This window comes from Simiduia curdlanivorans, from assembly GCF_030409605.1.
GTDB lineage: Bacteria > Pseudomonadota > Gammaproteobacteria > Pseudomonadales > Cellvibrionaceae > Simiduia > Simiduia curdlanivorans.
The window spans coordinates 1,755,210-1,773,709 of sequence record NZ_JAUFQG010000004.1; the positions used below are offsets into that span (position 1 = coordinate 1,755,210).

General features: G+C 51.2%; 11 protein-coding genes. All 11 read left to right on the top strand.

Going from position 1 to position 18,500, the window contains the following annotated elements; translation table 11 throughout:
- Positions 1–265 precede the first annotated feature (265 nt).
- Complete coding sequence (locus QWY82_RS07835; protein WP_290263496.1) at positions 266–1,945, top strand: acyl-CoA carboxylase subunit beta; 1,680 nt, start codon at positions 266–268, stop codon at positions 1,943–1,945.
- A gap of 56 nt (positions 1,946–2,001) precedes the next feature.
- A complete protein-coding gene (locus QWY82_RS07840; RefSeq protein ID WP_290261092.1) occupies positions 2,002–4,863 on the top strand; it encodes an ATP-binding protein in 2,862 nt (953 codons plus the stop codon).
- Positions 4,863–5,273 (top strand): methylmalonyl-CoA epimerase, encoded by a 411-nt coding sequence (gene mce, locus QWY82_RS07845; protein ID WP_290261093.1) that lies wholly within the window; start codon positions 4,863–4,865, stop codon positions 5,271–5,273. Before QWY82_RS07840 ends, mce begins: the two co-directional genes overlap by 1 nt.
- A gap of 135 nt (positions 5,274–5,408) precedes the next feature.
- Positions 5,409–7,550 (top strand): methylmalonyl-CoA mutase, encoded by a 2,142-nt coding sequence (scpA, locus tag QWY82_RS07850; protein ID WP_290261094.1) that lies wholly within the window; start codon positions 5,409–5,411, stop codon positions 7,548–7,550.
- 339 nt (positions 7,551–7,889) lie between these two features.
- Positions 7,890–8,699: a transglutaminase-like domain-containing protein gene (locus tag QWY82_RS07855; RefSeq protein ID WP_290261096.1), complete on the top strand. Its 810-nt coding sequence runs from the start codon at positions 7,890–7,892 to the stop codon at positions 8,697–8,699.
- A 231-nt stretch (positions 8,700–8,930) separates the two neighbouring features.
- Positions 8,931–10,373, top strand: coding sequence for a circularly permuted type 2 ATP-grasp protein (locus tag QWY82_RS07860; RefSeq protein WP_290261098.1), 1,443 nt, complete (start codon positions 8,931–8,933; stop codon positions 10,371–10,373).
- 9 nt (positions 10,374–10,382) lie between these two features.
- Positions 10,383–11,315, top strand: a complete 933-nt coding sequence (locus QWY82_RS07865; RefSeq protein WP_290261100.1) for an alpha-E domain-containing protein — start codon at positions 10,383–10,385, stop codon at positions 11,313–11,315.
- Positions 11,316–11,327: 12 nt separating this feature from the next.
- On the top strand, positions 11,328–14,732 hold the full coding sequence (locus QWY82_RS07870) for a transglutaminase family protein (protein ID WP_290261102.1): 3,405 nt from the start codon (positions 11,328–11,330) through the stop codon (positions 14,730–14,732).
- 176 nt (positions 14,733–14,908) lie between these two features.
- The gene (locus tag QWY82_RS07875; RefSeq protein ID WP_290261104.1) at positions 14,909–15,304 is read left to right on the top strand and encodes a hypothetical protein; all 396 of its coding nucleotides are present in this window, start codon (positions 14,909–14,911) and stop codon (positions 15,302–15,304) included.
- Positions 15,301–17,514 (top strand): circularly permuted type 2 ATP-grasp protein, encoded by a 2,214-nt coding sequence (locus QWY82_RS07880; RefSeq protein ID WP_290261106.1) that lies wholly within the window; start codon positions 15,301–15,303, stop codon positions 17,512–17,514. Before QWY82_RS07875 ends, QWY82_RS07880 begins: the two co-directional genes overlap by 4 nt.
- A gap of 100 nt (positions 17,515–17,614) precedes the next feature.
- Complete coding sequence (locus QWY82_RS07885; protein ID WP_290261108.1) at positions 17,615–18,496, top strand: transglutaminase family protein; 882 nt, start codon at positions 17,615–17,617, stop codon at positions 18,494–18,496.
- The last annotated feature ends 4 nt before the right edge of the window (positions 18,497–18,500 follow it).

The window sequence follows — 18,500 nt, forward strand, 5'->3', positions numbered from 1 at the left end:
CGAGCATATTAAGTGACAAAATAGTACAAGTCGTGGATGTTTATGTCTATTTTGTGTATTGATTAATGTGCTGAAAAAATTATGTTTTTTATATGTAAAGTTTTATATATCAATAGTTTAACGATTTTCACCTTCTGATGAATGGCGCTATTAATCTTATTTTCGTTAGACGTTATTGTATATCATTGCGCCGTAATCATTTGACTGCTCAATTTTGATGCATTCATCCGACATTTACCCCGTAAAGAACAAAACCGGTATGGCTATGGACTTGTTTAAGAAAAACTCTGCCTCCTTGGATAATCCCTTTGATGAGGCGCGCGAAGTGGAATTCAGTGTGCCTGGTCAGGCGTCTTATGAGCCGGGCTTGTATGAGGCCAGTTTGAAGCAAGGGCTGGCGCTGATGCAGCGCCCCCGTGAGGCTGCAGGCGAGCGCAACATTCAGCGTCAGCACGCGAAAAAGCGCATGACCATTTGGGAGCGCCTGTCGGTGCTGACCGATGAAGAACCCACGGTGTTATTTCAAAACTGGGGTAAAAACCTAGACGGCGCCTCGCTGGTTACCGCCATCGTAAAAATCAGCGGGCGCGATGTGGCGGTTTACGGTCATGATTTCACCGTGCGCGCCGGCTCCATGGATGCCACTAACGGCAAAAAGTTAGCCCGTCTGTTTGAATTGGCCGGCAAGCGCCGGATTCCTTTAGTGGGTTTAAATGACTCGGCCGGGGCTTACGTGCCCGCCGGTGTTGGTGGCTTAGATGGCTACGCAGAGGCCTTTACCGCGCTGCGAAAAATCAGCGGTGTAGTGCCTTCCATCATGTGTATGTTTGGCTTTAATGCCGGCGGCGGATCTTACTTGCCGCGCCAGGGCAGCTTTTTAATTCAACCGAACGACACATTTTTTGGCTTAACCGGGCCCGGTGTTGTCAAATCGGTATTAGGCGAAGACGTTACCCCCGATGAATTGGGTGGCCCAGGGGTGCACAGCCAAAGTGGCGTGACGGATTTTGTCGTGCCCGATGAAGTGGCGGCGCTGCGCAAAGTAAAAGCATTGCTTAATTACCTGCCTAGCAACAACGGCGAGTTGGCGCCCTTTCAGGCCACGTCTGATCCGGTCGACAGAAAAACCTGGGATATCGATATTCTGTTGAAAAAAGCCTTTAACTCGCCTAGCGGTTTTAATACACCGCTGGATGTCACCATCATTATTCAGCAGCTGTGCGACCACGGCGACTTTATGGAAATACAAGCCGATCGCGCGCGCAATACCATTACCGCGCTCGGCCGCATGGGCGGCAATGTGATTGGTTTTGTCGCTAACAACTCGGCTGTGTCGTCCGGTCAAATTGATATTGCCGCCGCCTACAAGAACGCGCGCTTCATTCGCTTTTGCAACCTCTACAATATTCCCGTGATTTTCATGGAAGACACCACCGGCTTTTTACCGGGCAAAGAGCAAGAGCAAAACGGCATAGTGCAAGCCGGGCGCGCCATGTTAGATGCCATTATCGACCTGCGCACGCCGCGCTTCTTGCTGATTATTCGCAACGCTTTCGGCGGTGCCTACGCGTCTTACAATAACTACCCAACCGGTGCCGATTTAGTGGTGGCCCTGCCGTCTACGCGCGCGGCGGTGATGGGCCCGGCTGGGGTCGAGTTTGTCTACAAAGATGAGTTGCAAAAAATTCGCGGTGCAGTGGCGCAGCGCTTGGGCGACGGAGAAGATGCACAACTAGTGAATGCCTGGCAGGTGCAGCAGGAGGCGGCGCTGAAAGCGCGTTATGAGGCTGAATTGATGAACCCGAACGAGGCTTTATCGCTCGGTTCCATTTCACAAATTGTTATGCCTTCAGAGTTGCGGACGTTGCTGTGTAAAAACATGGCGTTCCATTTGCGGCATTACGTTGCAGAGCCATTTAACGGCGTACAGCGCGAATTTCATTGAGGCCTGAACAAACCATGAACAATATGACGAACGAAAATAGACATGGATCTGCAGCAATGAAAAAAGATGCTGATAATTATTTGGCGAATCCACAAGTACATAAAGATCGACGCCTAGGCTTAGGTACGAGTGCGTGGGTGCAAAGCTTCGAATGTTCACATTTGCGGCCGCTGATTATTTGCCGTGGGCCCATTCGCAAAGAGGCGATGGATGTGTTCGATGAAATGGGCATTCATCACTACGGCATTTTGTTGTCAGAAAAAGATTCTATCGTCTATCAGAATGCACTGGCGCCGGAGTTGCGTAAGCTAACCGACCCGCACCGGGTACATCGGGTGCCGGATTATTCGGGTGCCGATAAGGCCGAGCGCGAGGTGCGTATTCGTCAAATCATTAATATCGCCCGCGCCAATAATTACAACGCCATATTTACCGGCTATGGCTTTATGGCCGAAGACGAAAATATGGTTAAGGCCATGGAAGACGCTGGCTTAAATTTCATCGGCCCTTGCTCGCGCACCGTGCATCAGGCCGGTTTAAAGGATGAAGCCAAGCGCACCGCATTGCGAGTGGGTGTATCGGTTACCCCGGGCGTCGACAACGCCAGTGCCTTAACCCTCATCAAAAAATACCCAAGCCTAAGTGCGCTGAAAAACTTGGCCGCAGAGGAAAAACTGCCCGTTGATGTTGAACAGCTGGCCGCAGACGGTCTTGCCTTGGTAGATATTGCCGACGCTGTATTAGCGGCGAGTTATGCCAAGGGCATAGATCTTTATTCCATTGCCGAGCTGGGTGAAACCATTCGCGAGCAAGTGATGGCGATGAGCCGCGAGTACCCGAGTAATCGTATTCGCTTAAAGGCTATTGGCGGCGGCGGCGGTAAGGGCCAGCGTATTTTGGCCTCGCCCGATGCTTACCAAGGTGATCTACCCAGCCGTATTGAACAGGCTGCAGCCAAGGCGCCTAGCCTTGTGCTGGAAATTCTTAACGAAGTCAAAACCACCGGCAAGGGCGATAACAAAAACGTGCTGGTTGAGCTGAACATTGAAACCACGCGACACCAAGAGATACAAGTGATCGGCAATGGCGATTGGGCGCTGGCCATGGGTGGCCGAGATTGTTCATTGCAAATGCACGAACAGAAATTGCTCGAAGTGTCGGTCATTACCGAAGATCTCGAAGCCGCGCTTGCGGCAGCGCAAGCCGCTGGTAATGAACATGAAGCGAAAGTGCTGGCGCAAGATATCGTTACGCTGCAAAAAATGGAGGAGGAATCCGAGCGTTTCGGTCAAGCCGTGGGTTTAGATTCTGTTTCCACCTTCGAGTGTATTGTCGATCGCGATAAGCATTTTTTCATGGAGATGAATACCCGCATTCAAGTGGAGCACCGAGTAACGGAGTTGTGCTACGGCTTGCGCTTTTCCAACCCGGACAACGCCAAGGACTTTTTCCAAGTGGATTCCTTAGTGGAAGCCATGGTATTGCTCGCCGCCCATGGCCCGCGCTTGCCTAAGCCGACGCGCCAATTGCGCAGCCAAGCGGCCGTGGAGGCGCGACTTAACGCGACCAATCAGGCGCTACAGCCGCACGCCGGTGGCATTATTGAGAAATGGTCCGATCCCGTTGCGGGCGAAATTCGGGATGACCAGGGTATTAGCATGCACAACCCGGATACGGATGTGTTTATCAAATACCATTTAGCCGGCGCCTACGACTCCAATATTGCGTTGTTGCTAACAACCGGTGCGGGCCGAGCCGATAGCTATCAGCGCCTCGCCGAAATATTGCGCGTGACCGAGTTACGGGGCAAGGATCTTGCCACTAACTTGGAGTTTCACTACGGCCTGGTGAATTGGTTTATTGGCAATAACATTAACGCGCGACCAACCACGCGATTTATTGTGCCCTACCTAACCGCAGTTGGTTTGTTGAAGCAGGCAGCCAATAACGTGGATTTACATTACGCCTACCAAAGTATTTGTCGCCAGCGCATTAAGCAAGTTGCTAGTGATGATGCAAGCTGGGCCCAAGTATTGGAGCGCAAGCACCTATTGTTGGCGCGTCCGGTTGAGAAATTACTCGCTGAGCCGCATCTGCTGGCGGGATGGTTATCATTGAACCAGAAGAATTTTGATTTGACCAATGACAGGGTGATTTGGCGAGTGAATCCCATCAAGGTCTTGGCAGAAACCTATCACTATCTCAATATGGATTATTGCGCCCAGAAACCTGCGGCAAATATGATTTGGGCGTCGGATGATAAAATATTGCAACAGGCCCTGAACTTCTACCAGAGTTTAGAAAATAAACTGGGTGCCATGGCCTATTCTGAATTGAATGCGCTATTGGAAAGTTCTGCGCCGGTACAGTTTGAGCCTAGCCAGTGGCAGGCCATTCAGGCGGCGCATCGCGGTTATCAGGCTGGCGCGGAGTTGTTAAACTTGCCCGCTTTCCTAGGTCAGTCGACGGGCTATTTCAACTTGGCAGTCAATGCTGATTTGAGTATTCATATCCCTGAGTCGCTGACCGAGCCGAAATTGCAGCAGGCAATGGCGAAAATCTTGGTGCCGCCACCGGCTGCGAAATCTGACGAAATACTGGCGCCAACGGGTGGCATGTTCTATGCCCGCGAAGCGCCGGGCATGGAGCCATTCGTGATGAAGGGTACACACTTTAGTGCCGGCCAACCATTGTATATCGTGGAGGTGATGAAAATGTTCAATAAGGTAAATGCGCCTTTTGCTGGGACCATTGACGAAGTGTTGGTGACTGATGACGGTGCCATTATTAAAAAGGGCCAACCCTTGTTTAAAATTACACCGGATGAAATTCGTGTGGAAGAATCCAGTGCCGATGCGCGCGCACGCTTGAAGCAAGGTACAGACGCCTTCCTCGCAACCTTAGGGGGAGCTCACTGATGATTACCGCACTGGATCATATCGCAATTGCCGTGCCCGATTTAGATAATGCCATCAAGCGTTTTATGGAAGATTTTGGTTTGCCCTACAATGGCCGCGAAGATGTGGCGAGCGCGAAAACCAGTACGGCTTTTTTTCCGTTACCGGCTACGCAAATAGAACTGGTGCATCCGCTCAATGGTGAGGGGCCGATAGCAGGATACTTGGAAAAGCGCGGCGGCGGCTTACATCACCTTTGTTTTCGCTCGGATGATATTGACGCGGACGTCGCTCACCTCAAGGCTAAGGGCTATCAGTTTCTATCTGAGGCGCCCAGTGTGGGCGCACACAATTGTAGAGTGATATTTATTCACCCGAAAAGTTGTGATGGTGTGTTGATTGAACTGAGTCAACCTATGGATGAGCATTGAGAAGCTAGAAGCTAGAAGCTAGAAGCTAGAAGCTAGAAGCTAGAAGCTAGAAGCCGGATGGCCGGCCCCCGGATGGCCGGACCCTAGAAAACAGAATTTGAATGACTTGCCACAGGGCAGGCGTGAGGTGCAAAAATGACAGAGAAAAAATACACATTAAAAGAATGGGAAGCGCTAGCCACCAAACAATCAAAAGGGTTAACGCCCGATGAGTTGACGTGGCACACCCCTGAAGGCATTCATATAAAGCCGCTGTATACCAAGGCCGATGTAGAAAAGTTGGCCTACGCCGATACACTGCCAGGTTTGGCGCCCTATGTGCGCGGCCCGCAAGCCACTATGTACGCTGGCCGGCCTTGGACAATTCGCCAGTATGCTGGGTTTTCGACGGCGGAAGAATCCAATGCGTTTTATCGAAAAAATTTAAAGTCTGGCGCCCAGGGGGTGTCGGTGGCCTTCGATTTAGCCACTCACCGCGGTTACGATTCCGATCACCCTCGGGTATCGGGCGACGTGGGCAAAGCGGGTGTGGCCATTGATTCGGTCGAAGATATGAAAATACTTTTCGATCAAATTCCGTTGGATAAAGTGTCTGTCTCTATGACCATGAACGGTGCCGTATTACCGATCCTCGCCAACTATATTGTCGCGGCAGAGGAGCAGGGCGTGAGCCAAGATCTATTGGCTGGCACCATTCAGAACGATATTCTCAAAGAATTTATGGTGCGCAATACCTACATATACCCGCCTGCGCCCTCGATGAAAATTATTGGCGATATCATCGGTTATACCTCCGAACACATGCCAAAATTTAATTCCATATCCATTTCGGGTTATCACATTCAAGAAGCCGGTGCCGATGCGGCTTTAGAGTTGGCCTATACGCTGTCTGATGGCCGCGAATACGTACGCACGGCGTTGGCGGCTGGTCTGGATGTTGACGCCTTTGCGCCACGCCTGTCATTTTTCTGGGGCATCTCCATGAATTTTTACATGGAAATTGCCAAGCTGCGCGCCGGGCGTTTGTTGTGGACTAAGATCATGAGCGAGTTTTCGCCCAAGAATCCAAAGTCGTCGATGTTGCGCACCCACAGCCAAACCTCAGGCTGGTCGCTCACCGAGCAAGATCCCTACAATAACGTGGTGCGCACTACCATTGAAGCGATGGCTGCCGTGTTTGGTGGCACCCAGTCTTTACATACCAATGCGCTGGATGAAGCGGTGGCTTTACCGACCGAGTTTTCCGCGCGCATTGCGCGCAACACCCAGATTATTATTCAAGAGGAAACCGGTATTACCCAAGTGGTTGATCCATGGGGCGGTTCCTACATGATGGAAACGCTAACGCAAAATCTCGCCGATCGCGCTTGGGAGTTGATCGAGGAAATTGAAGAGAGTGGCGGTATGGCTAAGGCTATCGAAGCGGGCTTACCTAAGTTGCGCATTGAAGAGTCGGCGGCGAAAAAGCAGGCCCGTATCGATCGCGGTGAAGATGTCATTGTAGGGGTAAATAAATACATCCTGGATAAAGAGGATGATTTAGATATTCTAGAGGTAGATAATGTTGCGGTTAGAGAGTCGCAAATCAAACGCATTCAACAGATTCGCGCCAGCCGCAACAATGAAAAGGTAAAGCAGGCATTAGCCGATATTACCGCGGCTGCGAAAACCGGTCAGGGTAATCTACTGGATCTTTCTGTTAAGGCTGCCCGTTTACGCGCCACGGTGGGAGAAATTTCAGACGCTATGGAAGAAATTTTTGGTCGCTACAATGCCCAGGCGCGCACCATTTCAGGTGTCTACGGTGCTTCCTACGAGAATGACCCGGATTGGCAGGCTATTAAGTCAGACATAGAGGCTTTTGAAGAGAAAGAAGGCCGTAGACCGCGCATGTTAGTGTGCAAAATGGGGCAGGATGGTCACGATCGCGGCGCTAAAGTTATTGCTACCGCCTTTGCCGATGTGGGTTTTGATATCGACTTGTCGCCCATGTTTTCTACCCCGGAAGAAGTGGCGCGCCAAGCCGTAGAAAATGATGTGCATGTTGTCGGTGTGTCATCGCAAGCAGCTGGTCACAAAACCTTAGTGCCGGAATTGATAGCGGCGTTAACGGCGCAAGGTGCAGACGATATTATTGTGGTGGTTGGCGGTGTGATACCTAAGCAGGATTATGATTTTTTGAATCGGGCTGGGGTAAAAGGTATCTTCGGCCCCGGCACCAAAATTCCCGTATCGGCTCGGCAAGTGTTGGAGGCGATTAAAATTTCGAACGCTTAAGCTAGGAGTTTCACGGCTTCCGCGCGCTGTGTCGGCATAGGCGATTATCTTTGCCGGCGCAGCCTCGCGTCTTATCAGTTTCCTTTTTTGTAGGTTGTTTTGTTTTTGATTATTTCGTTGCGTTTTTTACGCCGATAAATCGCCCACCATTTTCCGTTACTTCCTGATCGCAAAAATCATTTAACCAGCCCAAATTTCATCCAAGGTACTTATTGTGTTAGGCTGGTGTTGTTTTCGAGTAGCAGTTCGAAACCCTATCGCTAATATTACAGTGCCATTCTCCCGGCACTGCATTATGTTGCAGTGCGACATTTCCCCTCCCTGCCATTGGATTTTGCTATGTTGCTGCGCACACGATGTGAACTGGCTTTTGATATCTCTGTCGCAACACCGTTTATTTTTATGTTGCGGCCGCGTAGCGGCGCTCAGCAATGGGTGGTAAGTGAAGCCTTCCGGCACGCACCGAGTGTGCCCGTGCTGGAGTTTACCGATAATTATGGCAATCTGTGCCAGCGACTCGTGGCGCCCCCCGGCGCGTTCAACATAACAACACTCTCCGATGTCATAACGGCCGATAGGGCAGACAGCGCCCCAGGCGCCGAATTTATTGAAATTCAATTATTGCCCGATGCGGTGCTAAGCTATCTGTTACCCAGCCGCTATTGTGAATCCGATCTATTTTGCGCCTTGGCGACTCAAGTTACCGCTGGCTGTAGGCCTGGCTATGATCAAGTATCAGCTATTACCCAGTGGGTGCGCGACAATACCCGGTACGATTCTGATGCCTCGGGGTTATTAATATCCGCGGTGGAAGTGAATGCAAGGCAATCGGGCGTGTGTCGGGATTTCGCCCATATCGGCATCGCGCTTTGCCGAAGTATCAACATTCCAGCGCGCTTGGTGGTTGGCTATTTGTACCAGCTGCACCCCATGGATTTCCACGCTTGGTTTGAAGCTTTTGTGGGCGGCCGTTGGTACACCTTTGATGCCTCGCAGCCAAAACTTTCCGGTGGCTATATTGCCGTTGGTTACGGCCGCGACGCTGCTGACGTTGCGGTGTTTAATCAGTTCGGGCCCTGTTCCTACCCAAGGTTTCAAAGTGTCGATGTGCAACTGATTATGGAGGCGGACGCGACCGCCACCGTTTGATCAAAATGCGTGACGCGCGATTGTTTGCATTCGTCCGAGCACTTATGGAAGCGCCGCTATAGCGCTTTAAGATGTAGGTCAGTTTTTGAACAGGGATCTTGCGTATTGTTGGATGGCACAGATTGTGCTCTGTAAACGATTGGGTAGGTTTTATTACCCGGTGACAAAGGTTGCCAACACTTAGTGTTGGGCGTGCGTCGAGTTTAACGCCTCATAAGGAATTCGCTGACTATGACAGACATTTGGAATACCTATAACTGCCAAGACTTCTTTGACGAAGTGATGAGTAGCCCAGGCAAAGCGCGTCAGCCTGCCAGAAAGTTAGTTTCCTACTTTAAATCTCTATCTGAGGATGCAGTTGAATCCCGCCGTCTGGCCGCTGAAGCCACAATCAAAGAGATGGGAATTAGTTTTACTGTGTATACCGAGGGCGAAAATATCGATCGCGCTTGGCCCTTCGATATTGTACCGCGCACTATTAGCCGAAAACAGTGGGATAAAACGTCGCTCGGATTAAAGCAGCGCCTAAAAGCACTGAATATGTTTATCGATGATCTTTATCATGACCAAAAGATCATTAAAGACGGCGTTGTACCTGCTTATGTGTTGGAGCAATCAGAGAATTTTCGCAAGGAGTGCATCGGTATATCGCCGCCGCTGGGCGTGTGGGCGCATATTTGTGGAACCGATCTCGTGCGCGATCACGACGGCGAATTCTACGTCCTAGAGGATAACCTTCGAGTGCCCTCGGGCGTGTCTTACATGCTCGAAAACCGGTCTGTTTCCAAGCGGGTTCTGCCCGAGCTGTTCGAGGAAACTAACATTGCCGCGGTCGATAACTACTGCGCCAATCTTATCGATACCCTGCGGGCCCTGTCACCCCGAAATATCGCCAAGCCTGTGGTGGTGGTGTTAACCCCAGGTATCTACAACTCTGCCTATTTCGAACACGCCTTCTTAGCCCAGCAAATGGGCTGCGAGTTGGTGGAGGGTTCTGACCTGATCGTTCAGGATGACGATTGCGTCTACATGAAAACCATTTCGGGTCTTAAGCGTGTAGATGTTATTTACCGCCGAATCGATGATTTATTTATCGACCCAGAGGTGTTTAATAAAAAGTCGACCCTAGGTGTAGCGGGATTAATGCGCTCTTGGACAGGCGGCAAGGTGGCTATTGCCAATGCGCCCGGTGCCGGTGTTGCGGATGACAAGGTGATCTATGCCTTTGTGCCCGATATTATTCGTTACTATCTAAAAGAAGAACCGCTTATCAAGAATGTGAAAACTTACCTGTGCTATGACGATGAGCAGCGCGAGTACGTTATTAACAACATTGAAAAGTTGGTGGTGAAGCCAGCCAATGAATCGGGCGGCTATGGCATGCTAGTGGGGCCGCATTCCACTAAAAAAGAACGCGATAAATTTGTTCAGTTAATTAAAGATAATCCCCGCAACTACATCGCTCAGCCTACGTTGGCGCTGTCGACATCGCCAACGTTCGTTGGTAAAAACAAATTAGAACCTCGGCACTTGGATTTACGCCCGTTTATTCTTCAAGGTAAAGATAGTTTTGTCACCATGGGCGGCTTAACGCGGGTGGCAATGAAGAAAGGCTCTCTGGTGGTGAACTCATCGCAGGGTGGTGGCAGTAAAGATACTTGGATTGTGGATTAGGAGTCGAGCATGCTATCACGAGTTGCAGAGCGAGTTTATTGGGCAGCGCGTTACTTAGAGCGGATTGAGAACACCGTGCGCTTGGTAAGTGTTTACGATCAGTTGATGTTTGATCTTCCGCGCAGCGTAGGCATCGGTTGGTACAACTTGGTGACTATCAATAGCGCCGAAGAGGCCTTTGGCAAATTGTACGATGTCCAGAGTGAGCGGAATGTGGTTAAGTTTTTATTGGGTGATGAGGCCAATCAATCCTCTGTGTGCTCCAGCCTTAGGTATGCACGGGAAAATTTGCGCACAACGCGAGACGTTATTCCCGCTGAAAGCTGGGAGTTGATCAATGAGCTGCACATGTTTGTGGTCGATAATCTTCAGCGCGGCATCGCCCGCAGTGAGCGCTTTAATTTTCTCGACGGTGTGGTTAAACACTGCCAGCAGATTCGCGGCCTCATCGTCGGCTGTATGCCGCGCGATCACGTTTGGTGCTTTTTAGAATTGGGTCGCAACATCGAGCGCGCCGATATGACAACCCGCATATTAGATGCCGGTGTTAGGGCGCAGATACAAGTATCTGAAGATGTCAGTGCGATTAATAGCCAACAGATTATTTGGGGCCATGTATTGCGCTCGCTCGATGCAACCCAGAGTTATCGTCGCACCGTGCGCGCCTCTATTAGTAGCACGGAAGTAGCGCGTTACATACTGGAAGACAAGGCATTTCCGCGCACCATTAGCCATTGTTTGATTCGATTGGAGGACAGTCTAACTAAACTGCCTAAACACGAGGCGGTGTTGAGTTTGGTGGAAAAAATGCAAGATAAAATCCTTAATAGCCTAGATTATAGCGATTTGGGCGAGCCCATGAAGGATTTCCTTAATGATATGCAGTTGGATTTAGCGTCGGTGCATACGAGTGTTTCATCCAGCTGGTTTACTTATGAATAAGGGCTCTAGGTTATGACAATTCGTGTTGCTATTAATCACCGCACAACCTACAAGTTTGATCGCTTGGTAAGCTTGTCACCGCATACGGTGCGTTTGCGCCCTGCGCCCCATAGCCGTACACCAATCCACAGCTACAGTTTAAACATCAAACCGGCCGAACATTTTATCAATTGGCAGCAAGATGCGTTTGGCAATTATCTGGCTCGGTTGGTTTTTCCAGAGAAGTGCAAAGAATTCGAGGTGGATGTCGAAGTCATCGCCGATATGACGGTTATTAACCCGTTTGACTTTTTCGTGGAGGAGTATGCCGAGTATTTTCCGTTTAAATACCCAGATCAGCTTAAAAAGGAATTGCTACCCTATTTAGAGGCCGATCCACTGGCTGGTGATAGCTGCGGTGCTTTATTCGAGCGGCGACTAAAAGCGGTAGATATCAAGAAACAGCGTATTAACGATTTCTTGGTGGCCATCAACCAAAAGCTGCAACAGGATATTGAATACCTGGTGCGGCTTGAACCCGGCGTGCAAAGCCCGGAAGAAACATTGGCAAGTGCTAAGGGGTCTTGTCGGGACTCGGCGTGGTTGTTGGTTCAACTTTTGCGACATTTAGGTTTGGCGGCGCGATTTGCCTCGGGCTATTTAGTGCAGTTAAAGGCCGACGAAAAATCCTTAGACGGCCCCTCGGGAACGGAGCAAGACTTTACCGATTTACACGCTTGGTGCGAGGTGTTTTTGCCCGGTGCAGGTTGGGTTGGTTTAGATCCTACCTCGGGCCTATTTGCCAGCGAAGGGCATATTCCCTTGGCCTGCACACCGCACCCGGTTTCAGCCGCACCCATTGCCGGCTTTACCGATAAGTGTGAAGTGGAGTTTGATTTTAGTAATACTGTCGAACGTATTTTAGAAGATCCTCGGGTCACTAAACCCTACAGTGAAGAGCAGTGGCAACAGGTGTTGGCGCTGGGTAACGCTGTTGATAAAGAGTTCGATGCTAACGATGTACGGCTCACCATGGGCGGAGAACCCACGTTTGTGTCCATCGACGATATGGAATCCGACCAGTGGAATACCGACGCGCTGGGTGAGCATAAATTAACCCTGGCGAAAACCTTACTGTTGCGTATTCGCGATGCCTTTGCGCCGCAGGGATTGTTGCACTACGGCCAAGGGAAATGGTACCCAGGCGAAGAAGTGCCGCGTTGGGCGCTGGGCGTTTTTTGGCGTAAAGATGGTGAGCCCTTGTGGCAAAACCCGGCGAGCTTAGCGCGAATCGATCAAAACTATAGCCACGATTTAAAATCTGTTTGTCGCTTCGGCCGCTATTTGACACAGTTGTTAGGCATTTCAAAAGAGCACTGCCAGCCTGCCTATGAAGATGGCCTGCACTATTTATTAAAACAACAATCCCTGCCTAAAAATTTAGACTTGCTCGCCCAGGGTGTTAAAAATGATCAGGACCGCAGACGCTTGGCAAGATTGATCGAGCGCGGCTTGGACACGCCCACAGGCTTAGTCATACCCATTGCAAAAGGTTATGGTGCTAAGGCTTGGAACAGTAGTGTGTGGCCGATGAAACGGGAAAAGATCGTGCTTATCCCCGGCGACTCGCCCATGGGCTTGCGCCTGCCGTTAAATGATTTGCCCTGGTTAGCCGAAGACGAAGCTGAGCAACCGATTCAGCGAGACCCGTTCGCAGCGCGCGAACCTCTAGTGAGTTATACCGATATTCGCTTTGCCGCCGCGCCGCCGACGAACGAGGAGTTGAATGCTGCAGAGCAATTACTGGCGTCGGATCAGCGCGTTAATCGGGCCGGCAGCAAAGACCCGAACTGGGTAGATGTGGTTCGCACCGCCATGTGCATTGAAGAGCGCGGTGGCCGACTGCATATATTCATGCCGCCGTTACAGTATTTAGAAGATTATGTGGTGCTGGTTGCCGCGATTGAAAAAACCGCCACGGATCTAAACTTGCCGGTTATCTTAGAAGGCTATGAACCACCGCGTGACCCGCGGCTGCAAAAATTGTTGGTGACGCCCGACCCGGGTGTGATCGAAGTGAATGTGCATCCTTCCAATAATTGGCAGCAGTTGGTTGATACCACCACCAAACTTTACGAGGAGGCGCGTCAGGCGCGCTTGTCGACGGAGAAGTTTATGCTCGATGGTCGCCACACCGGCACCGGTGGCGGCAATCATATTACCCTCGGCGGCGCCTCGCCCGAAGATAGCCCGCTGCTGCGGCGACCAGATCTGTTGCGCAGCCTAATTACCTATTGGCAACATCATCCGAGTTTGTCGTATTTGTTTTCCGGCATGTTTCTCGGTCCTACGAGCCAAGCGCCGCGGGTGGATGAAGGGCGCGATGAAATGCTCTACGAGTTAGAGATCGCCTTCTCGCAAATGACCGATGGCGAAGTGCCCCAGCCCTGGTTGGTGGACCGGCTGTTTAGAAATTTGTTAATTGATATCACCGGCAATACCCATCGGTCTGAGTTTTGTATCGATAAACTTTATGCGCCGGGCAGTGCCAGTGGTCGCTTGGGGATTTTGGAGTTCCGCGGCTTTGAAATGCCACCCCACAGCCGCATGGCGCTGGTGCAAGCGCTGCTAATAAGGGCGCTGGTGGCTCGGTTCTGGAAAAGCCCCTATAAAAAGCCCTTGGTGCGCTGGGGCACCGCCTTACACGATAGATTCATGATGCCGCACCATATTTGGGCGGACATGAAAGATGTGGTGCAGGATTTGCAGGCCCATGGCTACCCCTTCGAGCTAGATTGGCTGGCGCCCTTCGAAGAATTTCGCTTTCCCCATTACGGCCGAGTAAAGCTCGATGACATTGAGCTGGAGTTGCGCTGGGCCATCGAGCCTTGGCACGTACTCGGCGAGGAGAGTAGTAGCTTCGGCACGGCCCGCTATGTGGATTCCTCCGTCGAGCGCTTACAACTGAAGGCCACCGGCTTAACCGATGGGCGCTACGTCTTGGCTTGTAATGGCCGTCGGGTTCCGCTGCGCAACACTGGCCGGCAGGGCGAATATGTGGGTGCGGTTCGCTATCGCGCTTGGCAGCCCCCCTCGGCCTTGCACCCTTTGATTGGGCTGCATGTGCCGCTGGTATTCGACCTGATCGATACTTGGAATGGCCGCTCTGTGGGCGGCTGTACCTACCACGTATCGCACCCGGGCGGGCGAAGCTATGAAACCTTGCCGGTCAATGCATTCGAGGCGGAGTCGCGGCGCAATAACCGCTTTGACAACCTCAGTCACACACAGGGCCCGTTTATGCCTCGGCCTGAGGTGAACGCGCTGCGGGAGTTTTTCCCGAACGCGCACCCGCCTCGCCCAATGGACCCTCCACCGGAAGAGCCCACCCATGAATACCCCTATACCTTGGACTTGCGCCGGCCTAGGGGCTGTTAGGGCTGAGGTCTGCTAAGGGCTGGGCACTGTGATTGAGGCTTTGGGCGGTGCTTGTGAGCAAGAATAGTTTTAGGGTTGGGGCTGGCTAAGGGGCTATAATTACGGCCTTTACCCGACGGGCGCGCTAGGCGCCCATTCTATCCTTGGTCGAGTTTACGAGTAGTACAGGTAACAGCGTGTCAGAATCGATTTATCCTCAGAATCAACCTTTGCCGCAGCCCCAGCTGCAAATGCAAGCACAGCTACAAGTGCCGCCTCAGGGTAATAAGACCATGAATTATGGACCGGTATCCGGTGTTGCCGATCAAGTATTCAGCGCCGATGGCAAGTTCAAACCTGAATGGGATTACCTGCTCACCAGCTTGAGCGACTTGGGCCCGGCGGCACTCGCAGCGCGTCAGGAAAAGGCGCAGCGGATTCTGCGCGACGACGGCGCCACTTATAATATTTATGGCGACGCCGCCGGCTCCAGTTCACACTGGGAGCTCGATATTATTCCCTCTGTTATTGGCAGTGCAGACTGGGCTCAAATTGAATCGGTTTACTCGAGCGCGCAGAATTATTTAATTTGATACTTAAGGATTTTTACGGCCCGCGCAATTTAATCAAGCAATGTGTACTACCGCCAGAGGCGCTGTTTGGCCACGGTGGTTTTCTGCGCGCCTGTCAGGGCATTCAGTTGCCCGGTGAACAAGAGTTGATTCTGCATTCGGTGGATATGATCCGTCAGAAAGATGGCTCCATGTGTATCTTGTCCGATCGCACCCAAGCGCCCAGTGGCTCAGGTTATGCGTTGGAAAACCGCACGGTGATGTCACGTGTATTTCCAAGTTTATTTCGCGATAGCCACGTGCATCGTTTAGCGGGTTTCTTTCAGCGTTTGCGCCAAAAGCTCGTATCGCTTTCGCCCTCCGATGGTTTGGCCCGCGTTGTTGTTCTGACACCCGGAGCAAAAAGCGAAACCTATTTTGAAGACAGCTATATCGCCAATTACCTCGGCTTTCCGCTGGTGCAAAATGGCGATCTAGTGGTAAGAAATGGTTTCGTGTGGATGAAGTCCTTAGAAGGGCTCGGTCGCGTCGATGTGATATTTCGGCGTATCGATGATGTGTATTGTGACCCGGTAGAATTGCGCAGCGATTCCTACGGGGGTATTCCCGGTTTGTTAGATGTTGTGCGTGCCGGTAGAGTGGCAATCGCTAATCCGCTCGGTTCTGGCGTGCTGGAAAACCCCGTTCTGTTAAAATACCTACCCGCGATTAGCAAGGCATTATTGGGGCGAGAGCCAAGATTAGCCTCAGTAAAAACCTACTGGTGTGGCGATGAAGCCGATTTGCGTTTTGTGTGTGCCAATATCAAAAATCTAATCGTTAAACCCATCTACCGCGCCTCTGGCCAGCAGAGTGTTTGGGGCGGCGATCTGTCCGCTACAGATTTAACGGCGCTGTTAGCGCGCATACAAAAAAGACCGCAGCAATTTGTCGCCCAGCTGCGGCTGGATAAATCCCATATTCCAACCCTTTCCAATGGCGCGATTGCTCCGCGACCGGCCATTCTGCGCACTTTCTCTGTCGCGGCAGACAGTTCCTATATGGTAATGCCCGGCGGCTTGACCCGGGTCGGCTTGGGGGTAGGTGAGCAAATTATTAGCATGCAGGCGGGCTGCCCGAGTAAAGATACCTGGGTTACCGCGACGGAGCCCGAGCGCGTCGGTAATGAACATATGACAGACCCGCATCAAGCCGAGGCTGATGCGTTGTTGGTAAGTTTACCGAGCCGGGTGGTAGAAAATTTATTCTGGATGGGGCGTTATGCCGAGCGGGCAGAGGCATCGCTACGCATACTGCGCACAGCCTTTATGCTGATCAACGGCGAGCAACCTATCAGCAAGGAATCGAAGCAAGTTTTGCTGCACACGGTGACCGAAGTCACCGGTACGCACCCTGGCTTTATTCGCGCGACGGAAGAGCTGCTGGACAACCCAGAAGTTGAGTTGCTACGCATTATTAAAGATGGCAACAGAGCCGGAAGTATCAAGGCAACACTGAATTCCATGTTGTATTGCGCCGACGAATCTAAGGAGTTGTTGTCCTCCGATACCATTCGCGTGATTAACGATGTACGCGACGAGCTCGATAATTTGGAGTCGTCGCTGGCGAGTGGTTTATCCTCCGCACCGGAAGAGGCTTTAGACCCGTTGGTTATACGCTTGATTGCATTATCTGGTTTGATGCAAGAGAGCATGGTGCGCGGCGTCGGCTGGCATTTCATGGATATGGGGCGGCGCGTTGAAAGAGCGATGCTTATCATGAAAACGGTGAGCACCCTAATCACACCGGTGGTTGAAAAGCCAGACGACGAAACTCTGCTGCACGCGATGTTGCGCTCTATGGAAGTATTGATTACCTACCGACGCCGACATAGATCGCTCGCCGGCGTGGAGCTAGGCTTAGAGTTGGTTATGTTGGATGTCACGAATCCGCGTTCACTTATTTTTCAGTTTGAGCAATTGCAAAGTCATTTCCAGGCGTTGCGTCGCGGCGACTCCAATTTGCGAGAATTGGAAGAGCAAGACCGTGTTTTGTTAGAGGCAATAACCAGCCTTAAATTATCTAGGATTGCAAAGTTAGCGGACGTGGAGGAGGGCAGACGAGCTCATTTGGCCTTGCTATTGACGCAGCTCAATAAATTACTGAGTGAATTTAGTAACATCGTGAGCGATAAATACTTCGAGCATCGCATCGATCCTCAGCAGCTAGTGACCACCTTTTGGGGCGAGTAATTTCAATGTGCGATAGACCGTTGGTTTTAGGACTGAAACCTTTGACTCGAAAAGTCAGCGGCGTTTTATGGCTCAAGGCAAGATCTGGAGGAGCGCGCTAGTGCGTTATCGAATTCGCCACATCACCACCTATAAGTATGCGGCCCGCGTGACTCATTGTTACAATTTGGCCAACCTAGTGCCGCGCGATACCGAGCGTCAAAAGTCGGTAAAAAGTAAAGTTACGGTTACGCCACAACCTATCATCGCTAATCGCAGAACCGACTACTTCGGCAACAAAAGTTATCACTTTGAAATTCAGTCGGCCCATAAAGAGTTATCCATCATTGCTGAGAGCGAAGTGGAAACTAAAGATGCCCGCCTGGATCTCAATTTGGATTTGGGTATGAGCTATGGCGATGCCCTGCAGTTTTTTAAAACTGAAAAGTCGATGGATGTATTAAGCGCTCGTGAGTTTTCCATGGACTCGCCGATGATTCGTGCTAGCGAAGCGCTTGCTAATTATGCTCGGCCTTCTTTCTCCTTGAATCGCTCACTCTATTCTTGTGTTGCCGATTTAACGAGTCGGATTTACAAAGAATTTAAGTACACACCCGGCTTTACCACCATAGCAACACCCTTGTCTGAGGTGTTACAACATAAGCGCGGCGTCTGCCAAGACTTTGCCCATCTGCAAGTAGGCTGTTTAAGGGCTATGGGTATTCCCGCGCGATATGTTTCGGGCTACATGGAAACGCTGCCGCCCCCGGGGCAAGAAAAATTAGTCGGTGCCGACGCAACTCACGCTTGGGTCTCCTATCTTTCGCCCGGTGAGGGTTGGATTGAGTTTGACCCAACCAATAATGTGCGCCCAGGTAATCAGCATATCGTGGCGGCCTATGGTCGCGACTATTATGATGTTACGCCGCTGAAAGGGGTGATTATTGGCGGCGGTAAAAATCCTATTTTGGAAGTGTCGGTAGACGTACATCGATTGCCCTGACGGT